Here is a 19,646-nt window from a genome sequence, read left to right as displayed (position 1 = left end):
GCATTATAACGCGGTTGACCGCGTGGCCGCCGGCCAACTATAATTCGCGCCCTCTAAGCGTGGTGATGTAGCTCAGACGGTTAGAGCGATGGATTCATAACCCATAGGTCGGCAGTTCGATTCTGCCCATCACCACCACGCATCTCCTGAAAACCCGCCGCGTGCGGGTTTTCGTCCATTGGCGAAACCGCATTGGATGGTGGTGGGCTATGAATCCGGTCAGTGTGGTCATCATCACAAAGAACGCAGGCAGCGTTGTCGGGGCATGCATTGACAGCGTGCGTGGGCTTGCCGACGAGGTTGTCGTGCTCGATTCCGGAAGCAACGACGTCACCCGGGAGGTCTGCGAGTCTCGTGGGGCGCGTTTCGTCGAGACGGACTGGCCGGGATTCGGGCCGCAAAAACAGCGTGCGGTGCAGGCTGCGCGCAACGACTGGGTGTTATGCCTCGACGCCGACGAGCGTCTGTCTCCTGCGTTGCTGGATAGTATGCGCAAGGCCATGGCGCAGCCCGCGTTTGCGGCCTATCGTTTTGCCCGCAGCAATCGTTTCATGGGGCGCTACCTGAAGTTTGGCGAAGGCTACCCGGACTGGAGTCTGCGTTTGTTCGATCGGCGTGTCGCACACTGGTCGGATGACGTGGTGCACGAAAAAGTGCTCTGCTCCGTGCCGGTCGGGACCTTGGCGGGTGATCTTCTGCATGATTCCGCGGAGACGCTGGCATCGTACATGACCAAGCAGAATCGCTATACATCGCTGGCCGCCAGTGCGGCATTGATCGAGGGGCGACGGGTGTCGGTTGCCCGGTTGCTGCTCTCGCCGCTGGTCAGGTTTGTAAAGTTCTATTTTCTTCGTGCCGGATTTCGCGACGGTTTGCCAGGCCTGGTGCACATCCTGCTGGGGTGTTTCAACAGCTTTGCCAAGTACGCCAAGATGCTCGAGCAGCGGCGCACCGGGGATCAGTAGATCCGCGGCTCGCCGGCTGGCCGGGTTTTGAAACGGCGATGCACCCAGTAGTACTGTTCCGGCATGGTGGCAATGGCGTCTTCGATGAAGGCGTTCATGCGCCGGGTGTCGGCCTCAATGTCCTCGGTGGGGAAATCATCCCAGGGGTCGCCGATTTCGAGCTGGTAGCCCGGGCGGTCAGGGTGCATGCGCGTGACGCAGGGAACTACCGTTGCGCCTGCCGCTCGCGCCAGGCGTGAGAGTCCCGTGATGGTCGCCGTCTGGATGTTGAAGAAGGGAACGAAGACCGAGTCGCGTCTTCCGAAATCCATGTCAGGCAGGTAGTAGTAGGGGCGACCAGCGCGCATGGCCTTGATCGTGGCGCGAATGCCGTCCTGGCGGGAAAGCAGGAACTGGTTGCCGAAGCGCTGCCGGCCGCGCAGTATCAGTTCGTTGAATATCGGATTTTTCTGGTTCGAGTAGGTGCTGACGATGTCAAAGCGCATGATCAGGGCAACGCCGCCGGCATCCAGGCCCAGGAAGTGCGGCGCAAAGAGGATGACCGGTTTGCCCTGATCGAGCAGTTCGCGAAGCTTTTCCTCGCCCCGGATCGTGATCAGGCTTTCGAGATACCGGGGGGGGCGCCACCAGAACAAGCTGCGGTCAAGCATGGCCCGGCCGAGCAGGGCGAAGTGGGCCTTGCCGATCAGGCGGCGTTCATCTTCTGATTTTTCCGGAAAGCAGAGGCGCAGATTGGTTTCGGTGACGCGACGCCGGTCGCGACCGAGTCGATAAAGTACCGCGCCTATCCCTGTGCCGAGTCCGGCGATTGCTACCGGTGGCAGGAAGTGAATCAGCCAGAGAAGAAAAACGGCGCATCGACTGAAAAAACGGCTCGCCATGCAGTGTGCTTGCTCGGTGAAACTCCCGGCTTTGCGCCGGGAGGTGTCGTCGTTGGTGGGCCCGCAGGGACTTGAACCCTGGACCAAAGGATTATGAGTCCTCTGCTCTGACCAACTGAGCTACAGGCCCGGAAAGCTTAGTTGCCGGTCGGGTCGAGGAAGCTGCGCAGTTTGTCGGAGCGGCTCGGGTGGCGCAGCTTGCGCAGGGCCTTGGCTTCGATCTGGCGGATGCGTTCGCGGGTGACGTCGAATTGCTTGCCGACTTCTTCCAGCGTGTGGTCGGTATTCATTTCGATCCCGAAACGCATGCGCAGGACCTTGGCTTCGCGGGTCGTCAGGCTGTCGAGAATGTCCTTGGTGACGCCGCGCAGGCTGGAGAACATCGCCGCGTCGGCCGGGGCCAGCGTGGTGTGGTCTTCGATGAAGTCGCCCAGGTGCGAGTCGTCGTCGTCGCCGATCGGCGTTTCCATGGAGATCGGCTCCTTGGAAATCTTCATGATCTTGCGGATCTTGTCTTCCGGCATGTCCATCTTCTTGGCCAGCGTTGCCGGATCGGGTTCAGAGCCCGTCTCCTGGAGGATCTGGCGGCTGATCCGGTTCATCTTGTTGATCGTTTCGATCATGTGCACCGGGATGCGGATGGTCCGCGCCTGGTCGGCGATGGAGCGGGTGATGGCCTGGCGGATCCACCAGGTGGCGTAGGTCGAGAACTTGTAGCCGCGACGGTATTCGAACTTGTCCACCGCCTTCATCAGGCCGATGTTGCCTTCCTGGATCAGGTCGAGGAACTGCAGACCGCGGTTGGTGTATTTCTTGGCAATCGAGATGACCAGGCGCAGGTTGGCCTCGGTCATCTCGCGCTTGGCGCGACGGGCCTTGGCTTCGCCGGTGGACATCTGCTTGTTGATGTCCTTCAGTTCCTTCAGCGGAATGCCGATGCGGTCCTGGAGGGCGAGCAGCTTGCGCTGTTCTTCCTGGATGTCCGGCGCGCTGCGGGTCAGGATGGCAACGTAGGTCTTCGGGGCGGCGGCGATTTCGGCCTCGACCCAGTCGAGGTTGATTTCGTTGCCCGGGAAGGACTGGATGAAGTGCGGGCGCGGCATGCGTACGCGGTCGACGCAGATGTTCTGGATCTTGCGCTCGCAGCCGCGAACTTCCTCGACCATGCCGCGCACGCTGTCGCACAGGCGCTCGATGCAGCGCGAGGTGAAGCGGATGTTCATCAGCTCGTCGGACAGCTGCTGTTGCAGCTTGAGGTAGGCCTTGTCCTGCGAGCCCTTGCTGCCAAGGGTCTTCTGCATCTTGGCGTGGATCGCGCGAATGGACTTGAAGCGTTCCAGGCCTTCGGTCTTCAATTGCAGCAGCGAGGCTGCAGCGGCGCCGCCGCCTTCTTCGCCGCCGTCTTCGTCGTCGTCGCTGTCGTCGTCGGTCTCGATGGCGCTGGCTTCTGCCGCCGGTTCTTCCTCAACGGCGTTCGGATCGATCAGGCCGTCGATCAGTTCGTCGATGCGCATTTCGTCGGTTTCGACCTTGGCGGCCATGTCGAGGATGTCGGCAATCGTCGTCGGGCAGGCCGAGATGGCCTGGATCATGTGCTTCAGGCCTTCCTCGATGCGCTTGGCGATCTCGATTTCGCCTTCGCGGGTGAGCAGTTCGACCGAGCCCATTTCGCGCATGTACATGCGCACCGGGTCGGTGGTCCGGCCGAATTCGGAATCGACGGTGGACAGCGCCTGTTCGGCCTGGGCTTCGACTTCCTCATCGTCGGCGGCGCCGGCAGCGGTGTCGGACATCAGCAGGTCTTCGGCTGCCGGGGCTTCGTCGAAGACCTGGATGCTCATTTCGCTGAAGGTCGAAATGATCGCCTCGATCGACTCGGCATCGACGACATCGTCGGGCAGGTGGTCGTTGATTTCGGCGTAAGTCAGGTAACCGCGTTCCTTGCCCAGCTTGATCAGCGCCTTGAGGCGCATCTTGCGCGCTTCAGCGTCGAGCGGTTGCGGGGTTTCTGCCATCGCGCCTTCGAGCAGCGCCTTTTCGGCAGCCTTATCCTTGGCCTTGCTGGTGCGAGCCTTGGGAGCTTCCTTAGCGGTGTCTTTTGCCTTAGCCATGAACACGATCCATGTAATTGGAGAAAACCGTAAATTTTACCACAACTTAGCTGCGATTTCCCCGGGTGCTTAGAAACTGGATGTAGGCCTGCTTTTCGGCGGCGGACAGACCGGCGACGCCGAATTGCTGGGCTTTGACCTGTAGTTCGGCGAACTGGCGCATCTGTCCGCCTTCCTGGAGTTTTTCCACGGTGGCGCGGAATTCCGCCTCGGCCTCTTCTTCGTCAAACGGCAGGCCGAGAAGTTCCGACGCGGCGGCCTCGATGATCTGCTCTTCCGGCAGTCCGCGCAGTTGTTCGCGCAGTGCGGCGTAGCCCTGGCTGCCGTTGCCGGCGCGGACCAGTTCTTGCAGGCGCAGCAGCGCCGGGCGTTCGGGGGTGTCGGGGAGGAGTTCGCCTGGAAGTTGTGCGGCCAGCAGCGGCTTGTGCAGGATGATGCGCAGCAGGTTGCGGGTCAGCGACGGCGCGCTGCGCTTGGCTTTCGGCGGTGCGGCCGGCGCGTAGGACTTGAGTTCGCACAGGCGCTCGACTTCCTGCTGGGCGAAGCCGCTGGCTTCGGCCAGGCGCTTGACCAGTTGCAGCCGGAGCAGCGGCGTCGGTAGCTTGAGCAGCAGCGGCTTGGCTTCGTAGATCAGCTTGGCCTTGCCTTCCGAGCTGGTCAGGTCGCAGCGCTGCGCCAGTTCGCGCAGCAGGAAATCCGACAGCGGCATGGCTTGCGTCACCTGGCGGTCGAATTCGGCCTTGCCGTGTTCGCGGATGAAGCTGTCGGGGTCGTGCTCGGCGGGCAGGAAGACGAAACCGATCTGCTTGTTGTCGGCCAGTGCTTCCAGCGCGTTTTCCAGCGCCCGCCAGGCGGCCTTGCGGCCGGCGTTGTCGCCGTCGAAGCAGAAGACGATGCGGTCGACCTGACGCAGGAGCTTTTGCACATGCGTCGGCGTCGTCGCCGTGCCGAGAGTGGCGACCGCGTTGCCGACGCCGTTCTGGGCCAGTGCGATGACGTCCATGTAGCCTTCGGTGACGATGGCTGTGTTGGTTTCTCGCATGGCCTGGCGGGCCTGCGGCAGGCCGAACAGTTCGCGGCCTTTCTCGAACAGGGGGGTTTCCGGCGAATTCAGGTACTTCGGTTCGCCCTGGTCGATGATGCGTCCGCCGAAAGCGATGATGTCTCCCTTGGGATTGATGATGGGAATCATCAGCCGGTCGCGGAAGCGGTCATAGCGGCGGCCGGAGTCGTTGTCGATGACCAGGCCGGCGAGCTTGAGCTCATCGCTGTCGTAGTCGGGGAAAATGCTCTTCAGGCCATTCCAGCCGTCGGGCGCGTAACCCATGCCGTAGCGGGCGGCGATCTCGCCGCTGAGTCCGCGTTTCTTGCAGTAGGCGATGGCCTTGTCGGAGCGGCGCAACTGCTCCTTGTACCAGGCGGCGGCGCGACTCATGATTTCGACCAGGTTGCGTGTCTGGCCGTGCTTTTCTGGTGAAAAATCGCCGCTGTCCGGGACCGTCATGCCGACCCGCGAAGCCAGCTCCTTGACTGCGTCAACAAAGCCGATGCCCTGGTATTCCATGACGAAGCCGATTGCCGTGCCGTGCGCGCCGCAACCGAAGCAGTGGTAAAACTGCTTGGTCGGGCTGACCGTGAACGACGGCGATTTCTCGTTGTGGAATGGGCAGCAGGCAGCGTAATTGGCGCCGGCTTTCTTCAGCGGGACGTAGCTGTCGACCAGGTCGACGATGTCGACCCGGGCCAGCAGATCCTGAATGAAGCTCTCCGGGATCATGGTGCGTTCAACCGGCCAGGGCGGCCTTGACCAGTTTCGAAACCTCGGCCATGTCAGCCTTGCCGGCCAGGCGCGGTTTGAGCACGGCCATCAGTTTGCCCATGTCGGCCGGTCCGCTGGCGCCGGTTTCGGCGACTGCTGCAGCAACGGCGGCAGCGGTTTCCTCGGTGCTCATCTTTTCCGGCAGGTAGGCGGCGAGGATAGCGATTTCGGCCTGCTCGGCGTCGGCCAGGTCCTGGCGGGCGGCGGCCTGGTACTGGGCGACGCTGTCCTTGCGCTGCTTGACCAGCTTTTCGATGACGGCGGCGACGGCGGCATCGTCAAGTTCGACGCGCTCATCGACTTCCTTTTGCTTGATCGCGGCGAGCAGCAGGCGGATGGTCGCCAGGCGGGTTGCTTCCTTGGCCTTCATGGCCGTTTTCATGTCTTCGGTGATGCGTGCTTTCAGGCTCATGGCTTACCTGGGTGAAGTGCGGCGGTAAAAAAAGACAAAGCCGCCAGCTTTTGAGGGCGGGCGGCTTTTAATTTGCTGCAAAGGCGTACTCGATCAGTACATCTTCGGCGGCAGGGTCAGGCTGCGGAGGCGCTTGTTCTGGCGTTTGACGGCAGCAGCAGCCTTGCGCTTGCGCTCGGCGGTGGGCTTTTCGTAAAACTCACGGGCGCGCAGCTCGGTCAGGAGGCCAGTCTTTTCGACAGTGCGCTTGAAGCGGCGAATGGCCACCTCGAACGGCTCGTTTTCCTTGACACGAATGTTCGGCATATAAATCACCCCCTTCCGTTAGGCGCCTGCCAGGTCAAGTAAACGGCAGTGCGCGCAAAAATGATTCCGCGTTTTGCGGACAGCCAAGCATTCTATGCGAGATCGGCTTGCTCGATCAAGTGCTAAAATGCGCGCCCATGTTGATCCTCGGTGTTGAATCTTCCTGCGACGAAACCGGTATCGCGCTTTACGACAGTGAAGCCGGCCTGCTCGCGCATGCCCTGCACTCGCAGGTGGCGATGCACGCCGAGTACGGCGGTGTCGTTCCCGAGCTGGCGTCGCGCGACCACATCCGGCGTGTCGTTCCGCTGCTGCGGACAACGCTGGCGCAGGCCGGCCGCAGTCTGGCCGAGGTCGATGCCGTCGCCTATACGCGTGGGCCCGGTCTGTCAGGCGCGCTGCTGGTCGGCTGTGCCTTTGCCGAGGCGCTGGCGCTGGCGCTCGACAAGCCGACCATTCCCGTGCACCACCTCGAAGGGCATCTGCTGTCGCCGCTGCTGTCGGCGGATCCGCCGGTTTTCCCGTTCATCGCCTTGCTGGTCTCCGGCGGTCACACGCAACTGATGAAGGTGACCGGCGTCGGTGAGTACGAACTGCTCGGCGAGACGCTTGACGACGCCGCCGGCGAAGCCTTCGACAAAAGTGCCAAACTGCTCGGCCTGCCTTATCCGGGCGGTGCCTTGCTGTCGCAACTGGCGGAGCGTGGCGATCCGGAAAAATACAGTCTGCCGCGGCCGATGCTGCATTCCGCCGACCTCAACTTCAGCTTTTCCGGTTTGAAGACGGCGGTGCTGACATTGGTGCGTGAGCAGGCCGAGCCGCTGAGCGACGACTTCCGGGCCGACGCGGCGCGGGCTTTTCAGGAAGCCATCGTCGATGTGCTGGTGAAAAAATCGCTGAAGGCGCTGAAACAGACTGGCCTCAAGCGCCTGGTTGTGGCCGGCGGCGTTGGTGCCAACCGGCAACTGCGAGCCATGCTTGACGATGAGGCGAAGCGCAAGCGCTTCCGCGTGCATTACCCGGAACTGGCCTTCTGTACCGACAACGGCGCCATGATCGCGCTGGCTGGTTGCCTCAGATTGCAGGCCGGTTCCTCGGCCAAGCCGGCCGGCAGTTTCAGCGTGCAGCCGCGCTGGCCGTTGATGCAGATGACGGAAAAGTCGAGCTGATTCCTGCGTTTCGGGCATTTCCGACACGCCGGCTTCTTGCCGCAACAGTCCTTTTTACCCATGGCGGCTGGCGGCTCAGAAGTTTTCCGGCAGGCTGGCGAAGACGTCGAGGTAGTTTTCCCAAGGCGCTTCGTCGCCGATCAGGGATTGAATGAGGCGGCTGAGCATGATGGTCTCCTGTGCGTTGCTGACCTGCTCACTTTAGGCAAACTCAGCGCTGGCGACCAATCGATTTTCTGCATCCGGCCGATGCCTTGCCGCTATCCCTTCTTCTTGCTGCCGATCTTGCTTTCCTGGCCGGCCATCAGGCGTTGCAGGTTCTGCCAGTGCTTGATGATCAGGGCCATGGCGATGATGCCGACGACGGCAAACTGACCGTTGGTGCCGTGCATCAGTGCCGAGTACAGCGGTGCGGTGGCGGCGGCGATCAGCGCGGCGAGCGAGGAATAGCGCGACACATAGGCGACCAGCAGCCAGGTGCCGAGGACCATCAGGCCGAGGATGGGATCGAGCGCGAGTAGCGCGCCGGCGCCGGTGGCAACGCCCTTGCCGCCCTTGAATTTGAGGAAGATCGGGAACAGGTGCCCGAAGAACACGGCCAGTGCGACGAAGCCGACGGTCATGCCGGAGAGTTCGGCCTGCTGCGCGAGGAAGACGGCCAGCCAGCCTTTGAGGGCGTCGCCGATCAAGGTGAACAAGGCAGCTTTCTTGTTGCCGCTGCGCAGCACGTTGGTCGCGCCGGGGTTGCCCGAACCGTAGGTGCGCGGGTCGGCCAGGCCGAACAGCTTCGAAGAAATCATCGCGAAGGGCACGGAGCCAAGCAGGTAGGCAGCAAGGATGGCGAGCAGGATTTCCATGGGTTTTGGCGGTCTCAGAGGTACAATCGCGGCGAATTTTACACCCCGGATCACGGTCGACCGTCACATGGACATCATTTTCATCGAGGAACTGCGCGCCGAAACGTGGATAGGCATCTATCCGCGCGAAAAGGCTGTGCCGCAGACGGTCGAAATCACGCTGCACATCGGTGTATCGACGACCTCGGCCGGGGCCAGCGACGACATCCGCGATACCGTGGACTACGCGGTCGTCGTCGAGCGACTGCGCAAGGACCTCGCCGCCAGCCATTTCAACCTGCTGGAAAAGCTGACCGAGCACATCGCCACCTGGCTGCTGGAGAACTTTGCCGCGCAGTGGGTCCGTGTCTCGGTCGCCAAACTTGGCATGATGCCGGGCGTCAAACGCGTCGGCGTGGTCATCGAGCGCTCGATTTAAAGCCCGACCGCCAGCGTCGTCATCACCGCGAAACCGGCGAGCAGGCCGGCGGTGCCGGCGGCCTCACGCCCCGGGCGGTGCGAGGCCGGGATCAGTTCGTGGCTGACCACCCAGAGCATGGCGCCGGCCGCTGCGGCGAGCGTCAGCGGCAGGGCGGCGCCGGCTGCCGTGCTGGCAATCACCCCGAACAAACCGCCGACCGGTTCGACCAGGCCGGTGGCCAAGGCCATCAAGGCGGCGCGCAGCGGGCCGGCACCGAGGGCGATCATGGCGCTGGCGACGATCCAGCCTTCGGGTACGTTCTGGATGGCGATGCCGAGCGTCATTCCGTGATCGACGCCGGAAGCCGCAGCAACACCGACCGCCAGACCTTCCGGGACGTTGTGCAGGGCGATGGCGGCGACCACCAGGCCGACCTGCGGCAGCGCCCGGCGGCTGTCGACCGATTCGACGTGGCTGTGTTCGGTCCGCTGGTCCATCCAGTGCATCATCGCCGCGCCGCCGAGCAGGGCCAGCGCGGTGGCGATGCCGAGGCCGAGCGGGGCGCTGCTGGTGGCGACCGTCTGCACGGCCGGGACGAGCAATGAGAACAGGCTGGCGGCGAGCATCATGCCGCCGGCGAGGCCGAGCATCGGCGCCATCAGGTGTTCCGTCGGGCGGCGCATGAAGAGTACGGGAATGGCGCCAAGACCCGTGGCCAGGCCGGCGAACAGACTGGCCTGGAGGCCGGTCAGGGCCATCGGGTGGGCGGCGAACCACTGAGCGGCCTGGTCGATGCCGAAGGCCAGGGCGACGACGGCCATGGCGATACCGGTCCACAAATGCTTGCGGGCGGCGGGGCGGGCGTAGTGGCGGGCAACGATCTGGGTCATGGCTTTCTCCTCGTGATGGAGGAACTTTATGCCGTAACCGTCGATTGATCTAATCGATTGATTAAATTCTAGTGATAGCTTGTTTTAATTTGGTAGAGCGGCGTCGACCGGTTTCGCCTTGAGCACGCTGCTCAGGATGGCCGGGTCGATACCGACCAGAAAGCCGCGCTTACCGCCGTTGATATAGATAAATGGCTATTAGCTGCGGATTTTTTGGGTGCCTGAAAACCCTTGTGCAGTATGGCTGAAGGCCGTATGCAAGGCATCGGGTATCATTCTACCCATGAAGACCGAACATGCACCGGAGACTCCGGCAACCAAGTTCCTGAAGGCACATAAAGTCGCCTTCTCTACTCACTTGTACCCCTACGAGGAGCACGGCGGCACCAAGGTCTCTGCCCGCGAACTCAATGTCGACGAGCATGCCGTGGTCAAAACGCTCGTTATGGAAGACGAGCATGCCAAACCTCTCATCGTCTTGATGCACGGTGATTGTAAGGTTTCGACCAAAGAGCTCGCCCGGCAAGTCGGCTGCAAGAAGGTCGAACCATGCAAGCCGGAGGTGGCCAATCGCCACAGTGGCTATTTAGTTGGGGGCACAAGTCCCTTCGGCACAAAGAAAGCCATGCCGGTATTTATCGAGAAGGGCATCTTGTCCCTCTCTGTCATTTACATCAACGGCGGACGCAGGGGCTTTCTTGTGGGCATTCACCCTCACGACCTGCTCAGGGTGCTGCAACCTATAGTTGTAGAAGCTGCTCTACCGGGCTAGTTAGCCTATCCGGAGTGAAGTGTGCAGGAGCCTTACGCATAGGACATCATTCCTTCTCGCGGCGCTTCGTAATTATGCTTTGGAAAAAAATGCCCGCTGGATTTTCATCCTGCGGGCGAAGGAGCTTGAAGCTCTACGAAAGGTTCCAGTCTCTCCTGGCGTCACGCCTAACCGGCGTTGGGCATGACTTTTAAACCGGCTGACCTGCCAAACCGGCAAGCAATGTCGTTAGCGCCTTGAGGCTCCGAACTTTGTAGCACTTCCCGTATGGCTCGTTCTTCCCTGGAATATCGTTCGGGAAATTTCCACCTCGATAGTTGCTGCTGTGATGGCGATTGACCTTGCTCTGACTGCTGATGTAGTCCTCAATGCCAAGTGCGGGGTTAATTAGTTCGACCTTAAAAAACTCAGGCCGTACTGCGACTTTCAAGTAGCTAAAGTCGCCGGATGACTTACTGACGCCAGTCACTTTGTCGATGAATACAGCCGACTTGAAGTACGGAGACTGAAACATCAAGTTCTTATCGTAATGGTCAGCACCTGCATGGTCGACCATTGCAACGAACGACTTGCTCTTCGCAACCTCAAGAATGCGCTGGCGAACTTCATTGGACATATTGGCCATGGCTCCCCCTTAAGCCAACGCCAGAACGCGCTTTTGGAGCCCCGTGCGGGCTTCATCCAGCTTTTCCGGATTCGTTTTGACAGATAGTTCATGGCGCGGCTTCCGACCCATGAAATAGGCGATGCGCTCAGCATTTGCACCTGATGGATGCGGCAGTCCATCCAAGATTCGAGAACGGTCCATCAAACCTTGGGTAGCCAGGTAGTGCAGCGCTTCAGCGACCTTATCCCCGAGCGGAACGAAAACCGCTTTTGGCAGTGCAGCCACATCTTCGGCAAAGTAGGTTGTCAGCTGCTTTTGCAAAAGCGCGTTCTTCGTCATGTTAGGCGTGCCGTTATAGTTCTCACCCTTAACGAAAACAGGATTCCGCAGGACCGACGTCGTTTGCACCAAGTGAGCAGCCGACTGAAAAAGCTCAGTACAACTGCTGATGCCCAACCACTTGTGAATACCCACAGCGTCCAGAAGGCCGGTCAAATTTGGGCGCATCGTACCACTGAATGCACCGGTTGCCTTGGCTGCTTTCAGAACAACCTCATTCGTAGCTCCCTGGTCTAGTTGACGGCGTGCCTCTTTCAGAGCGTTCAGCATCTGTGTGTGCCCGGGGGTAATACCAACGATAACGACTCGAGCCTCGGGATTGATGTACTCAAAAGGAACATAGCAAACGCGGAGGTCGCCCTGCTCGGCCAAGGTCAGCTTGTCGTAGAGCGAGGGGGCACCAACCAGCTCTGCGGGGGAAAGGGAACGGATGACGGGAGCAAAGCGTTGAAAGAGGCTCTTTTCCATGATTTTTAAGGTCTCCTGGGAATGCAAAAACTATTTTTGTTGGGCAGAAAGGTCTTTGATTGCCCGCTCAATGTTGCGAAGGCTTTCAGCTGCCAAAGCCTCTTTCCCACGAAGCAGGAGAAGTTCCTCCGGCAGTCCAAAAGTCCGTGCCAAACCGCGTGTCATGTCTTCGTGGTCGAATAGGTCGTGTGGCAAGCAAATGCGAGTAGTCCCGGGACTAAGTTCCGAGAAAATTCCGAGTTCAACCAAGGGGGACCCAACACTCTCAAAGCCCTGTTCGAGGACAAGCCTCGTGTAGCGAGACTCTAGGGCGGAGAGCAAGTCATCGCGGCTAGTAAAGCGACGTTGTTCAAGATTGATGTCACCTCCACGGTAGCATCGAGTGATTGGCACATAGCGTTTCTTCTGGATAAGCCATTCTTTGACGACGGCGCTTTCAAAGCGAGTGCCGTATTCAGTCTTGGTAGGCTTCAATTGATTCGCACGATTCGGATTTGCCGCTGCACGGATGCTCATTTCTTCCATGCCACTCAGCAAGGCGACCTGCCTGACGTTCAGCATGTTTTCGTCGCAGAAATCCTCTTTGCCTTGCGAACTGAACAGGTAAAACGCTTCATGACCTTCCAGGATTCGACGTGCATTGGCTGTATCACAGACTTTCTCGCACCGGCGGGCGCAATCAACGACGTCTAGGCCATATGAGTCCCACTCGTTGCCGACAGCACCTGCAACATCAAGTACCAGAGCCGTTATCCAGGTGTGAATAGATTCGTAAGTCAGTGTATCGCCACTCAAATCAAGCTGACCGAAATATGCGTAGTCATACATCCGTTGCATCGACTTGGCGAATTCGGTGTCCTTGATGTGCGAATAGGTAAGCCCCAGGTCGGAGGCACGAAGTTCCGGATGGAGAAGGTCGGAATCCCGCTCAAGTGCAGGCGCGCCGGTAATGGACCAAGCGGTCTTTGCATCAACCAGCCACCCAATGTTTCGAATGTAGTGCAGGAACACATTCGTTACGTCGTCGTGGAATGAGTCCAGAGGAACAAGCGGAGTCAGAGCGGTGACCGCCTGCTCGGTGGCGGTGATTTCCGGGGGGGATATCTTCTTAGGCATTTTGCCCTCTTGGCTTCATGATGTGGATACTGAACATATGCACAATATACATGGCTGCGCACAAAGACGTCAATGCCATGCATATCGATTGTATGCATGGGTTTGCTGCGAACACCCTCTGCTTGCCGTGCTGGGTTTCCTGAAGCCGATTAGCGGAGGGGTTGCGTATCTCCCAAGATTACAAGCTGCTGGCAACCAGAGCAGGTCCTTTGGCTGAGCCGCCTATACCCATCAATGGAGGCGACAGTGGCATTCTGGTGGGTATCCCCCTCACGACCTACTCTTGGTGCTCCAACCCAGCTAAAGAGGCGGCTCTACCTGAATAACCAAAACAAAAGATTTTCGGGAGGGTAAGAGGGCACTTCCTTGGCGGATGTGGCCCTCCCACCGTCAAACCCCGTTTTGCTCAAGCCCTGCGTCAATTTGCAGGCGCGCCTCTTCTTTGAGCGAATAAGCGCGAAACTGGCCATTTTGGGCGAACTCGACGAATCGCCCGAAACTCTCAATATCGGAATTCCCGGGCACAAAATCATCAACACAGCCAGCGACGATATCAAAGAAACGAATGCTGGTTCCCTTGTTTCCGCAAAGTGGGCAATAAGTGCAATCAAGCACGTAATTCTCCGGTTCCGTGGTGCATACAACAAAAGCAGCATCACAGTACAGGCAGTTGTGTTTTAACTGAAAATAGCTCATTACCTTCTCCAAAAATCCACGAAGGTTAAAGGCTGGCGCTACACAGTCAAATGCAAACACCGGGGGTGTTTATTATTTGCCAGCAGCAAACCACTCCAGCGGATTGCGTGCAAAAAGCCCTAATAAAACTATACGTGTAACGGACATATGTTCGTTCACTAAGTAAAGGGCAAAAATGAGCATAGAGAACCATCGGTCTGCGCTTGCAATGCTGCTCGCGGCAAAAATTGGCGAAGCTTCAATCTCTCAATCAAAGCTTTCAGAGATACTTGGAATAAGCAAAAGCTACGTTTCGCAGCTTCTGTCTGGCGAGAAGCAGACAAGACACATTAACATTGAAACATTACGCGCGATTGCAGCTTACTTAAAGCTACCAGTAATTGATTGTCTGGTATTGGCAGAAGTGCTAAAACAGAAAGACTTTATGCCTGGCCAAAAAGATGAAACGTTGACCATTGAGAGAGCGCTAAATTTTGTAGCGATGAGCACAATGGCGCAAACTATTGGCGTAACCAAAAATGAGCTTTATAAAATCCCGGAGAATGCAAAAGTCCTGATAATAAAGCTATTCGAAACAGGCTTCGATGTTAGATTGTTGCCAACGCCAAATAATTGCAGTTACCAAAACTCGGAGATACCTCGCTTTACGGTTAAGGAAAATAGAGCAAAATAACTGAAGCCCCCCATTTTCACAGGGGGGCTCCTTCGAAGATAAATAATTGCTACATCTTACTAAACGGCCCCTCCAAAAGTCGGGCCATCCGTGAAGCACCATCGCTACTACGCACCCCGGAGTAGTTACGCTCCACGGTTTGAATTCGGTCATTAAGTACTAAGGCTGCTGTTTTATAATCCCCTCCATCTGCTTTTAAAATCGCCGTCGCCACAATATGCCGAAACGCGTGAGCTCCGATACCAGAGCTGCGAGGCAAATATTTTGACGTCAGTTCTTGAACGCGCGCACTCAACCCAGTCCATGGCCTGTGAGAAACCCCATGAGAGCTTTTTGTGAGAAAAACCAAGTCAGTTGGAGAGCGAAGCAAGGTTGGTCGATATTTAAATATATAACGTTCAATATCAAGCCAAGCTGAAGGGTGGACTTGACAGTCGTATATATTATCACCGGCTGCACCCATTCTATTTTTAAACTTATTCTTTGCAATACGCACCCACCAGGACTTGTCAACTCGCTGGTACAAATCGCCGCTGTTATCGGCCCGCCAAGTGAGATGAGCCAAGTTGCGGCGGCGTAGCGGATTCGATACAAGCAATTTGACAAGAAGAATGTCGCGCGCCCAAATTGACTCCCTCCGGGGCTGCCCAATTGGCCTATCCCCCTTCATTCGCTGAATCATGTCCGCTATTGCGTAGAGCGGTTGCTCCATCTCAACAATTTCGCGAATAGGAGCAAATGAGTCACGCGACGCCTCTATTTCGCTGGCGTACGCCGTCACTAGGCACTCAGTCAGCTCCAGTTGGCGGTCACAAATGGACTCCCAGGGTTCTGAATGAAATTCCTCTGGTAGAGTTTTCTGCAATTCTGGCTTTTGGCGGAGATAGCCAAATCGCGGTCGTACCAAGGAAGCAATAAGCGCCAAAAAATGGTTAACGCTTCGATTGCGTTTGCCCATACGACTATGCATCCAGTCAAGATAGCTTTCCAAATAATCAGGAATGGCAAGCCAAGCAAAATTCATTGCAACTGCTACGGGGAGTCCAATCCCGTTATTTTCCAGGGGAGTGGACAGATAGCCCAGATACCCAGCAGTGCGAGACCAGTTCATTCGCGCTGATGCAATTTCCTTTCCATCCAAAAACTCAAACCAGTTTGCCTCTGTGGGCGGCGATAAAGGGCAAGGAGAAAATCGCCATTTTCCTTTCTTTGTTCGCTTTAACTTTGGCACTGCTGCTGTTTTGTAAACTAGATATTCGCGCCATTGCAACCGGAGAAGTGAGTCTTCTTCGGGCTTAACCAAATATGGTGTTTTTGCAAGCAGCGCAACTTTTTCGTTGTACTCGTTCTTTCGAGGGGGGCCACCAAGCTGAGCCTTTCCTTCGGTAGCTTTAGCCCCAGTTAATGACAAGAGAGTGTTTCTTTCAAGTCCGAAGTGCGATTCAAGTCTGATTATGTAACGAGTACTAGAGCTTCTTGGTATTTTTCCAAGACACCATCCGCGTAACATATCTGGTGGCACCCCAGCTTCCCGTGCAACGGTTTTAATTGCTTTGCCTTCCAGTAAACTTTGCAAGGCCTGGCAAAACGGTGTGTTTTCGCCTGTGCTAAGTGCCTGTTGTGTGTCGTACTCCACTACAGATTCTCGCCAACGCGCCATAGCTGAGCGGGTATTAGTTATTGATTTATTAGAGCGTCCCTGTGCAACCAAATCATTCAAATACGTTTCGAGCGCCTCAGGGTATTTCATTCGCATTTCATCACCGATGACGTCATCAATACCAAGATGATTCGCTTTTAAAAAACCTCTCAAGGCAGTGGCTCTGTTTGCAGCGGTTTGTTCGTTTAGATTTTCCAATTGAACGCGTCGTGTTTGCTCTTCAATGAGCGATGTATAAGTGAACGGCCCAGGCATTCGGCTTCTCCGCGCCCGCACTTTGTTCCCTGTGCGCGTCTGCGAGGCAGTGATAGACGACGGAGTCAAATACTTGCTAATTTTGTAAGCGGCTGATTTGCTTTGGAATTTGCCGCTCACAGTAGTCCGCCTTTAAAAAAATAAGGCTCGATGATTGCAAGTATCACTCAGGGGAAAAAATGCGAGCAATAACCTGCATCGCCTTCTGTATAGTGCAGTTTTCGAATCTCGTGCAATTTTCGCAACAAATACCGGCACCAGCTGGACAGACCATCCCTGCCTGGCAGCAAGGCCAAAATTCTCATTTTCGAATACACGTGGGTACTGTGTCTTGCCCCATATGCTCGTCACTGCATATGCTAAGCAAAGGCAAAGGTTGCGCAATCTTGGGTTTTTGTTCGAAAACAAAAATTTGCGTTATACAACAAGTGGGTCGTGTTTTGTGTTCAGTCTCTCGCTTGCTCTCGCCAACCTGAGTCCGAGTGAAAATTGAATCCAAAAACTTCTCACCGCTCGGTTGGACGGGGACATAACGTCAGCGACCGGGGGATATGCGTGCTGGGGGAGAGGTTTGAGACAACGCACGGGGTGGCGAAGCTAGCGCCCCGAACCGAACGGCTTGCGGGTGACGGGCTCCATACGACTCGATTTTCTGGGCGGTGTTGGACGGGCACAGACTAATCCCTTTACGGGATGGGCTGGGCTCGTCCACCACCGCCACGGTAGACAGATATTTAAACCAGTACGTGTTTGATAAAGGGAATTTCCAAAAAATGGTTTTCCTTTCTCTTTTAAAGGGAAATTCCTTTAACCATATATAAAGCCATTTCGCTGTTATCGTATTTTCAATACCATGAATGAATCGCTGACTATTTCCGTAAAGCTTTACGGGTTATTTCGAGTTAACAGACGGAAGCAATGCTCCCGATGCCATGCCAAGTAAGCTTGATGCCGCTCAGTCAATCCATGGACGGTTTCGGTACCGGTAATACCCAAGCGTGCTCGACTGTCAGCATCTAGCTCTCCGGAGATTTGAATTTGTCCTGTACTCATAAAGGTCACCCAGCCTCCATCGAATAATGCATCGAGGTGCGGCGCTAGCAACAAACCATTGTATACATCGAGCCGTTCAGCATCTGAGGCACAGTCAGCCCAGGGTTTGATATGGGAGGCGCGGAGAAGCCCGGGTACCGCCAGCCCGCTGATTGCGCACCGCTGCCCCCAGTACGCCAGTAATGAAGCGCGGAATATATCCTGCCCAACCCGTTGCGTGACCAACCGGGCGGCTTCCGTTGAATCGGGTGGTAGGCGGCGGCTTTCCTCAAAAGATTTTAGCCCTTCGCCCGCCAGCGTTCGGCTCACGGCAGGAATACGACAGAACAACAAATGAAGGGTCGGATAGTCGGCAATCCCATTTAGGCATACCGCCCATGGTGCGGGCACTTCGGATACCTCTAGCCCAAACTCGGTGGCGACTCGCCTAGCAAGATTGGCATCGCTGACCACCACAGCATAGCCGATGGACGATGAGGCAACCCCCACGGCGCAAGGAAAAGCAGTCGAACGAAAGACCATCCACTGCTCATCTGTTTCCACCGAGCGGTCGAAGCCGGCGTCTTGCGCCGCTTTTTCAATGCGGACGCTCTCCACCGGCTTTGCTGCAATAGTGCCCGCAGCCTTGGCCCCTCTAAGCTCAGTCAGCGCTGCCAGAAATGCCCGCAGTTCCTGCGTATTGCCAAATGCTACACCGGGATACCCCCCACGTTGTCCGCGCTGGGCTCGAATTCGGCCAGTTACAGCAGACTGTTCCGCAATCCAGCGCCGCAAGGCAGGCTCATCGGCGCCAAGCAAGGGTGCCAAAGCAACAGGATTCAAGCCAATTTCAACCGCGTTGCCTGATTCGTTACCTGAAAGATAGACGGCAACAGTTTGCTTGCCATTCGCTTGCAAGCGGTAACCATTGGCTAGCCTGCTTTTCGAACCGAGCCCTGCAAAGGCGTCATCAATCAATCTTTCGATAGTTGAACTCATTTTTCTCTCCTGAATTCACGCAATCGCTTTTGAAAACTTGCCCCAGGTATCCAATGACACCTCGGTTCCTCTCACAAATTTCACGGCATGGCCGAATGGGTCACTATCGTCCCGAGGGAAGAGTGCCAGATTCACGCTACCCGGGGATATCGCGCTGGGGTACACGATGCCGTCTAATTGCTCACCGTCAGTAGTCTTGAAAACCTGCGCAAAAAACTCCGAGACGACCTGCGAAGGGACGTAACTGACGTGTTCCCGGCCATCCTTCTGAACTGGCTGGCAAATATCCGCCACAAAATCATCGAGGAAGAGAATCGCTTCCCGGTTCCGTCGTTGCGACTCATCGAACACCGATGGTGGTGGCGGCAGACGAGTCAAATCGAGTACCGTCAGCGGGCGCACCGTATCAAAATCCCCCACCACGGCGTGGCACGGCGGTCCGCGAAGCACCTCCGCTAGCGCACCTTTCTCCGTTTTAGCCAAATACAGGTAGGAAATGCCCGCAGGATTCATTCGCCCGGCATTTGCCATATGATTGGGCGGTGCGCCCAGTTGTTCTCCGCAAACAGGCCAATCCGAGTTGCCAACCCGCTCCCGGACTCTGTGCAGCTTGGTCCGTTCAGGAATTGAGACCAATAGGCCCAACTGACCAGCCATCTCGCCAACAAGTCCCAAAACATCGAGCGGTGCATACGGGTAGGGTGCATTCGTATCTCTCGTTGAGGACATGAAGAAGTAACGACTTTGGTGTCTGACCTTTTGAACGAAATCTTGCCATGCCCAGGACCATTCCTCATTGCGATGAGAGGCCATCCAATAGCCTTCAGCTGCCGAAACCCATCCTGAATTCGAAAATGCGTTCACCACATCCTCGAAAAGGTCATCGTTTGCATCAAAGGGTATCCCCATCAACGCATCGGATGTGTATATCGGGTCAATCACAAGGCCTTCGTCGTAAGGCACCCCCGCCTGATTTGGCTCGGCATAAAAATAATTCAGTGCCGATGCCACCGCTGGCATGATGGCCTCGACTGGCGCAGCGTGAGGGTTGTCCGCAGCTGTGCCACAGTAATCACATTGGCATACGCTAGCACTCTGCCAAATGAGGTCCTTGAGGAAATCATCCTCCACGCAGTCCGGGCAAACCATCTTGTCGGGAGGCGACCAGCCCCTTTCGGTGTACTCCTCCCACTCACGCTTGCTTTGTCCCATTCAGCTT

19 protein-coding genes and 2 tRNA genes are annotated in these 19,646 nt (G+C 57.0%); 6 read left to right on the top strand and 15 right to left on the bottom strand.

The features are described 5' to 3' along the window. Positions 1-61: 61 nt before the first annotated feature. Together G471_RS0109515 and G471_RS0109510 are read left to right on the top strand one after the other, a co-directional pair. Positions 62-138 (top strand) — tRNA-Met (locus G471_RS0109515). A 71-nt stretch (positions 139-209) separates the two neighbouring features. After that, a complete protein-coding gene (locus G471_RS0109510) occupies positions 210-965 on the top strand; it encodes a glycosyltransferase family 2 protein (RefSeq protein WP_028995145.1) in 756 nt (251 codons plus the stop codon). Here G471_RS0109510 and G471_RS0109505 read toward each other — a convergent pair. From G471_RS0109505 to rpsU, 6 genes are all read right to left on the bottom strand, one after another. Further along, entirely contained in the window at positions 959-1,846 is an 888-nt protein-coding gene (locus G471_RS0109505; protein ID WP_028995144.1) for a lysophospholipid acyltransferase family protein, read from the bottom strand. The genes G471_RS0109510 and G471_RS0109505 overlap by 7 nt on opposite strands. Before the next feature lie 53 nt (positions 1,847-1,899). Beyond that, positions 1,900-1,976, bottom strand: a tRNA-Ile gene (locus G471_RS0109500). A 7-nt stretch (positions 1,977-1,983) separates the two neighbouring features. Beyond that, the gene (rpoD, locus tag G471_RS0109495) at positions 1,984-3,957 is read right to left on the bottom strand and encodes an RNA polymerase sigma factor RpoD (RefSeq protein WP_028995143.1); all 1,974 of its coding nucleotides are present in this window, start codon (positions 3,955-3,957) and stop codon (positions 1,984-1,986) included. A 46-nt stretch (positions 3,958-4,003) separates the two neighbouring features. Further along, positions 4,004-5,734: a DNA primase gene (dnaG, locus tag G471_RS0109490; protein ID WP_028995142.1), complete on the bottom strand. Its 1,731-nt coding sequence runs from the start codon at positions 5,732-5,734 to the stop codon at positions 4,004-4,006. Positions 5,735-5,741: 7 nt separating this feature from the next. Continuing rightward, positions 5,742-6,188: a GatB/YqeY domain-containing protein gene (locus G471_RS0109485; RefSeq protein WP_028995141.1), complete on the bottom strand. Its 447-nt coding sequence runs from the start codon at positions 6,186-6,188 to the stop codon at positions 5,742-5,744. Positions 6,189-6,281: 93 nt separating this feature from the next. After that, the gene (gene rpsU / locus G471_RS0109480) at positions 6,282-6,494 is read right to left on the bottom strand and encodes a 30S ribosomal protein S21 (RefSeq protein ID WP_028995140.1); all 213 of its coding nucleotides are present in this window, start codon (positions 6,492-6,494) and stop codon (positions 6,282-6,284) included. Between the two features lie 137 nt (positions 6,495-6,631). Here rpsU and tsaD point away from each other — a divergent pair, with 137 nt between their 5' ends. Next, positions 6,632-7,663 carry a tRNA (adenosine(37)-N6)-threonylcarbamoyltransferase complex transferase subunit TsaD gene (gene tsaD / locus G471_RS0109475; protein ID WP_028995139.1) on the top strand — a complete coding sequence of 344 codons (1,032 nt, stop codon included), beginning with the start codon at positions 6,632-6,634 and terminating at the stop codon, positions 7,661-7,663. 260 nt (positions 7,664-7,923) lie between these two features. Here tsaD and plsY read toward each other — a convergent pair whose 3' ends face one another. Next, a complete protein-coding gene (gene plsY, locus G471_RS0109465) occupies positions 7,924-8,520 on the bottom strand; it encodes a glycerol-3-phosphate 1-O-acyltransferase PlsY (protein WP_028995138.1) in 597 nt (198 codons plus the stop codon). Positions 8,521-8,587: 67 nt separating this feature from the next. Between plsY and G471_RS0109460 the strand changes: the two genes are divergently transcribed. Further along, complete coding sequence (locus tag G471_RS0109460; protein ID WP_028995137.1) at positions 8,588-8,938, top strand: dihydroneopterin aldolase; 351 nt, start codon at positions 8,588-8,590, stop codon at positions 8,936-8,938. On the opposite strand, the gene G471_RS0109455 is transcribed toward G471_RS0109460, so the two are convergent. Further along, positions 8,935-9,810 (bottom strand): ZIP family metal transporter, encoded by an 876-nt coding sequence (locus tag G471_RS0109455; RefSeq protein ID WP_028995136.1) that lies wholly within the window; start codon positions 9,808-9,810, stop codon positions 8,935-8,937. The two genes, G471_RS0109460 and G471_RS0109455, sit on opposite strands and share 4 nt — an antisense overlap. Positions 9,811-10,093: 283 nt before the next feature. On the opposite strand from G471_RS0109455, the gene ybaK reads away from it, so the two are divergent. Further along, the gene (gene ybaK / locus G471_RS0109450) at positions 10,094-10,582 is read left to right on the top strand and encodes a Cys-tRNA(Pro) deacylase (protein WP_028995135.1); all 489 of its coding nucleotides are present in this window, start codon (positions 10,094-10,096) and stop codon (positions 10,580-10,582) included. A gap of 190 nt (positions 10,583-10,772) precedes the next feature. On the opposite strand, the gene G471_RS0109445 is transcribed toward ybaK, so the two are convergent. From G471_RS0109445 to G471_RS19095, 4 genes are all read right to left on the bottom strand, one after another. Further along, complete coding sequence (locus G471_RS0109445; protein WP_028995134.1) at positions 10,773-11,207, bottom strand: hypothetical protein; 435 nt, start codon at positions 11,205-11,207, stop codon at positions 10,773-10,775. A 9-nt stretch (positions 11,208-11,216) separates the two neighbouring features. After that, a complete protein-coding gene (locus G471_RS0109440; RefSeq protein WP_043421365.1) occupies positions 11,217-11,996 on the bottom strand; it encodes a hypothetical protein in 780 nt (259 codons plus the stop codon). A gap of 30 nt (positions 11,997-12,026) precedes the next feature. Beyond that, positions 12,027-13,112, bottom strand: coding sequence for a hypothetical protein (locus tag G471_RS0109435; RefSeq protein ID WP_028995132.1), 1,086 nt, complete (start codon positions 13,110-13,112; stop codon positions 12,027-12,029). Between the two features lie 390 nt (positions 13,113-13,502). After that, the gene (locus tag G471_RS19095; RefSeq protein WP_157272490.1) at positions 13,503-13,808 is read right to left on the bottom strand and encodes a hypothetical protein; all 306 of its coding nucleotides are present in this window, start codon (positions 13,806-13,808) and stop codon (positions 13,503-13,505) included. A 175-nt stretch (positions 13,809-13,983) separates the two neighbouring features. Between G471_RS19095 and G471_RS18755 the strand changes: the two genes are divergently transcribed. Then, complete coding sequence (locus G471_RS18755; RefSeq protein ID WP_081700197.1) at positions 13,984-14,481, top strand: helix-turn-helix domain-containing protein; 498 nt, start codon at positions 13,984-13,986, stop codon at positions 14,479-14,481. Positions 14,482-14,530: 49 nt separating this feature from the next. On the opposite strand, the gene G471_RS19390 is transcribed toward G471_RS18755, so the two are convergent. The 3 genes from G471_RS19390 to G471_RS0109425 form a co-directional block, all read right to left on the bottom strand. After that, a complete protein-coding gene (locus G471_RS19390; RefSeq protein ID WP_211226414.1) occupies positions 14,531-16,396 on the bottom strand; it encodes a site-specific integrase in 1,866 nt (621 codons plus the stop codon). Between the two features lie 885 nt (positions 16,397-17,281). Beyond that, entirely contained in the window at positions 17,282-18,427 is a 1,146-nt protein-coding gene (locus G471_RS19385) for an HNH endonuclease (RefSeq protein ID WP_081700196.1), read from the bottom strand. Between the two features lie 15 nt (positions 18,428-18,442). Beyond that, positions 18,443-19,639, bottom strand: a complete 1,197-nt coding sequence (locus tag G471_RS0109425; protein WP_028995130.1) for a HEPN-associated N-terminal domain-containing protein — start codon at positions 19,637-19,639, stop codon at positions 18,443-18,445. Positions 19,640-19,646: the final 7 nt, after the last annotated feature.

The sequence above is a fragment of the Azonexus hydrophilus DSM 23864 genome (assembly GCF_000429605.1).
Lineage (GTDB): Bacteria > Pseudomonadota > Gammaproteobacteria > Burkholderiales > Rhodocyclaceae > Azonexus > Azonexus hydrophilus.
This window is presented reverse-complemented; position numbering and strand designations above follow the sequence as displayed.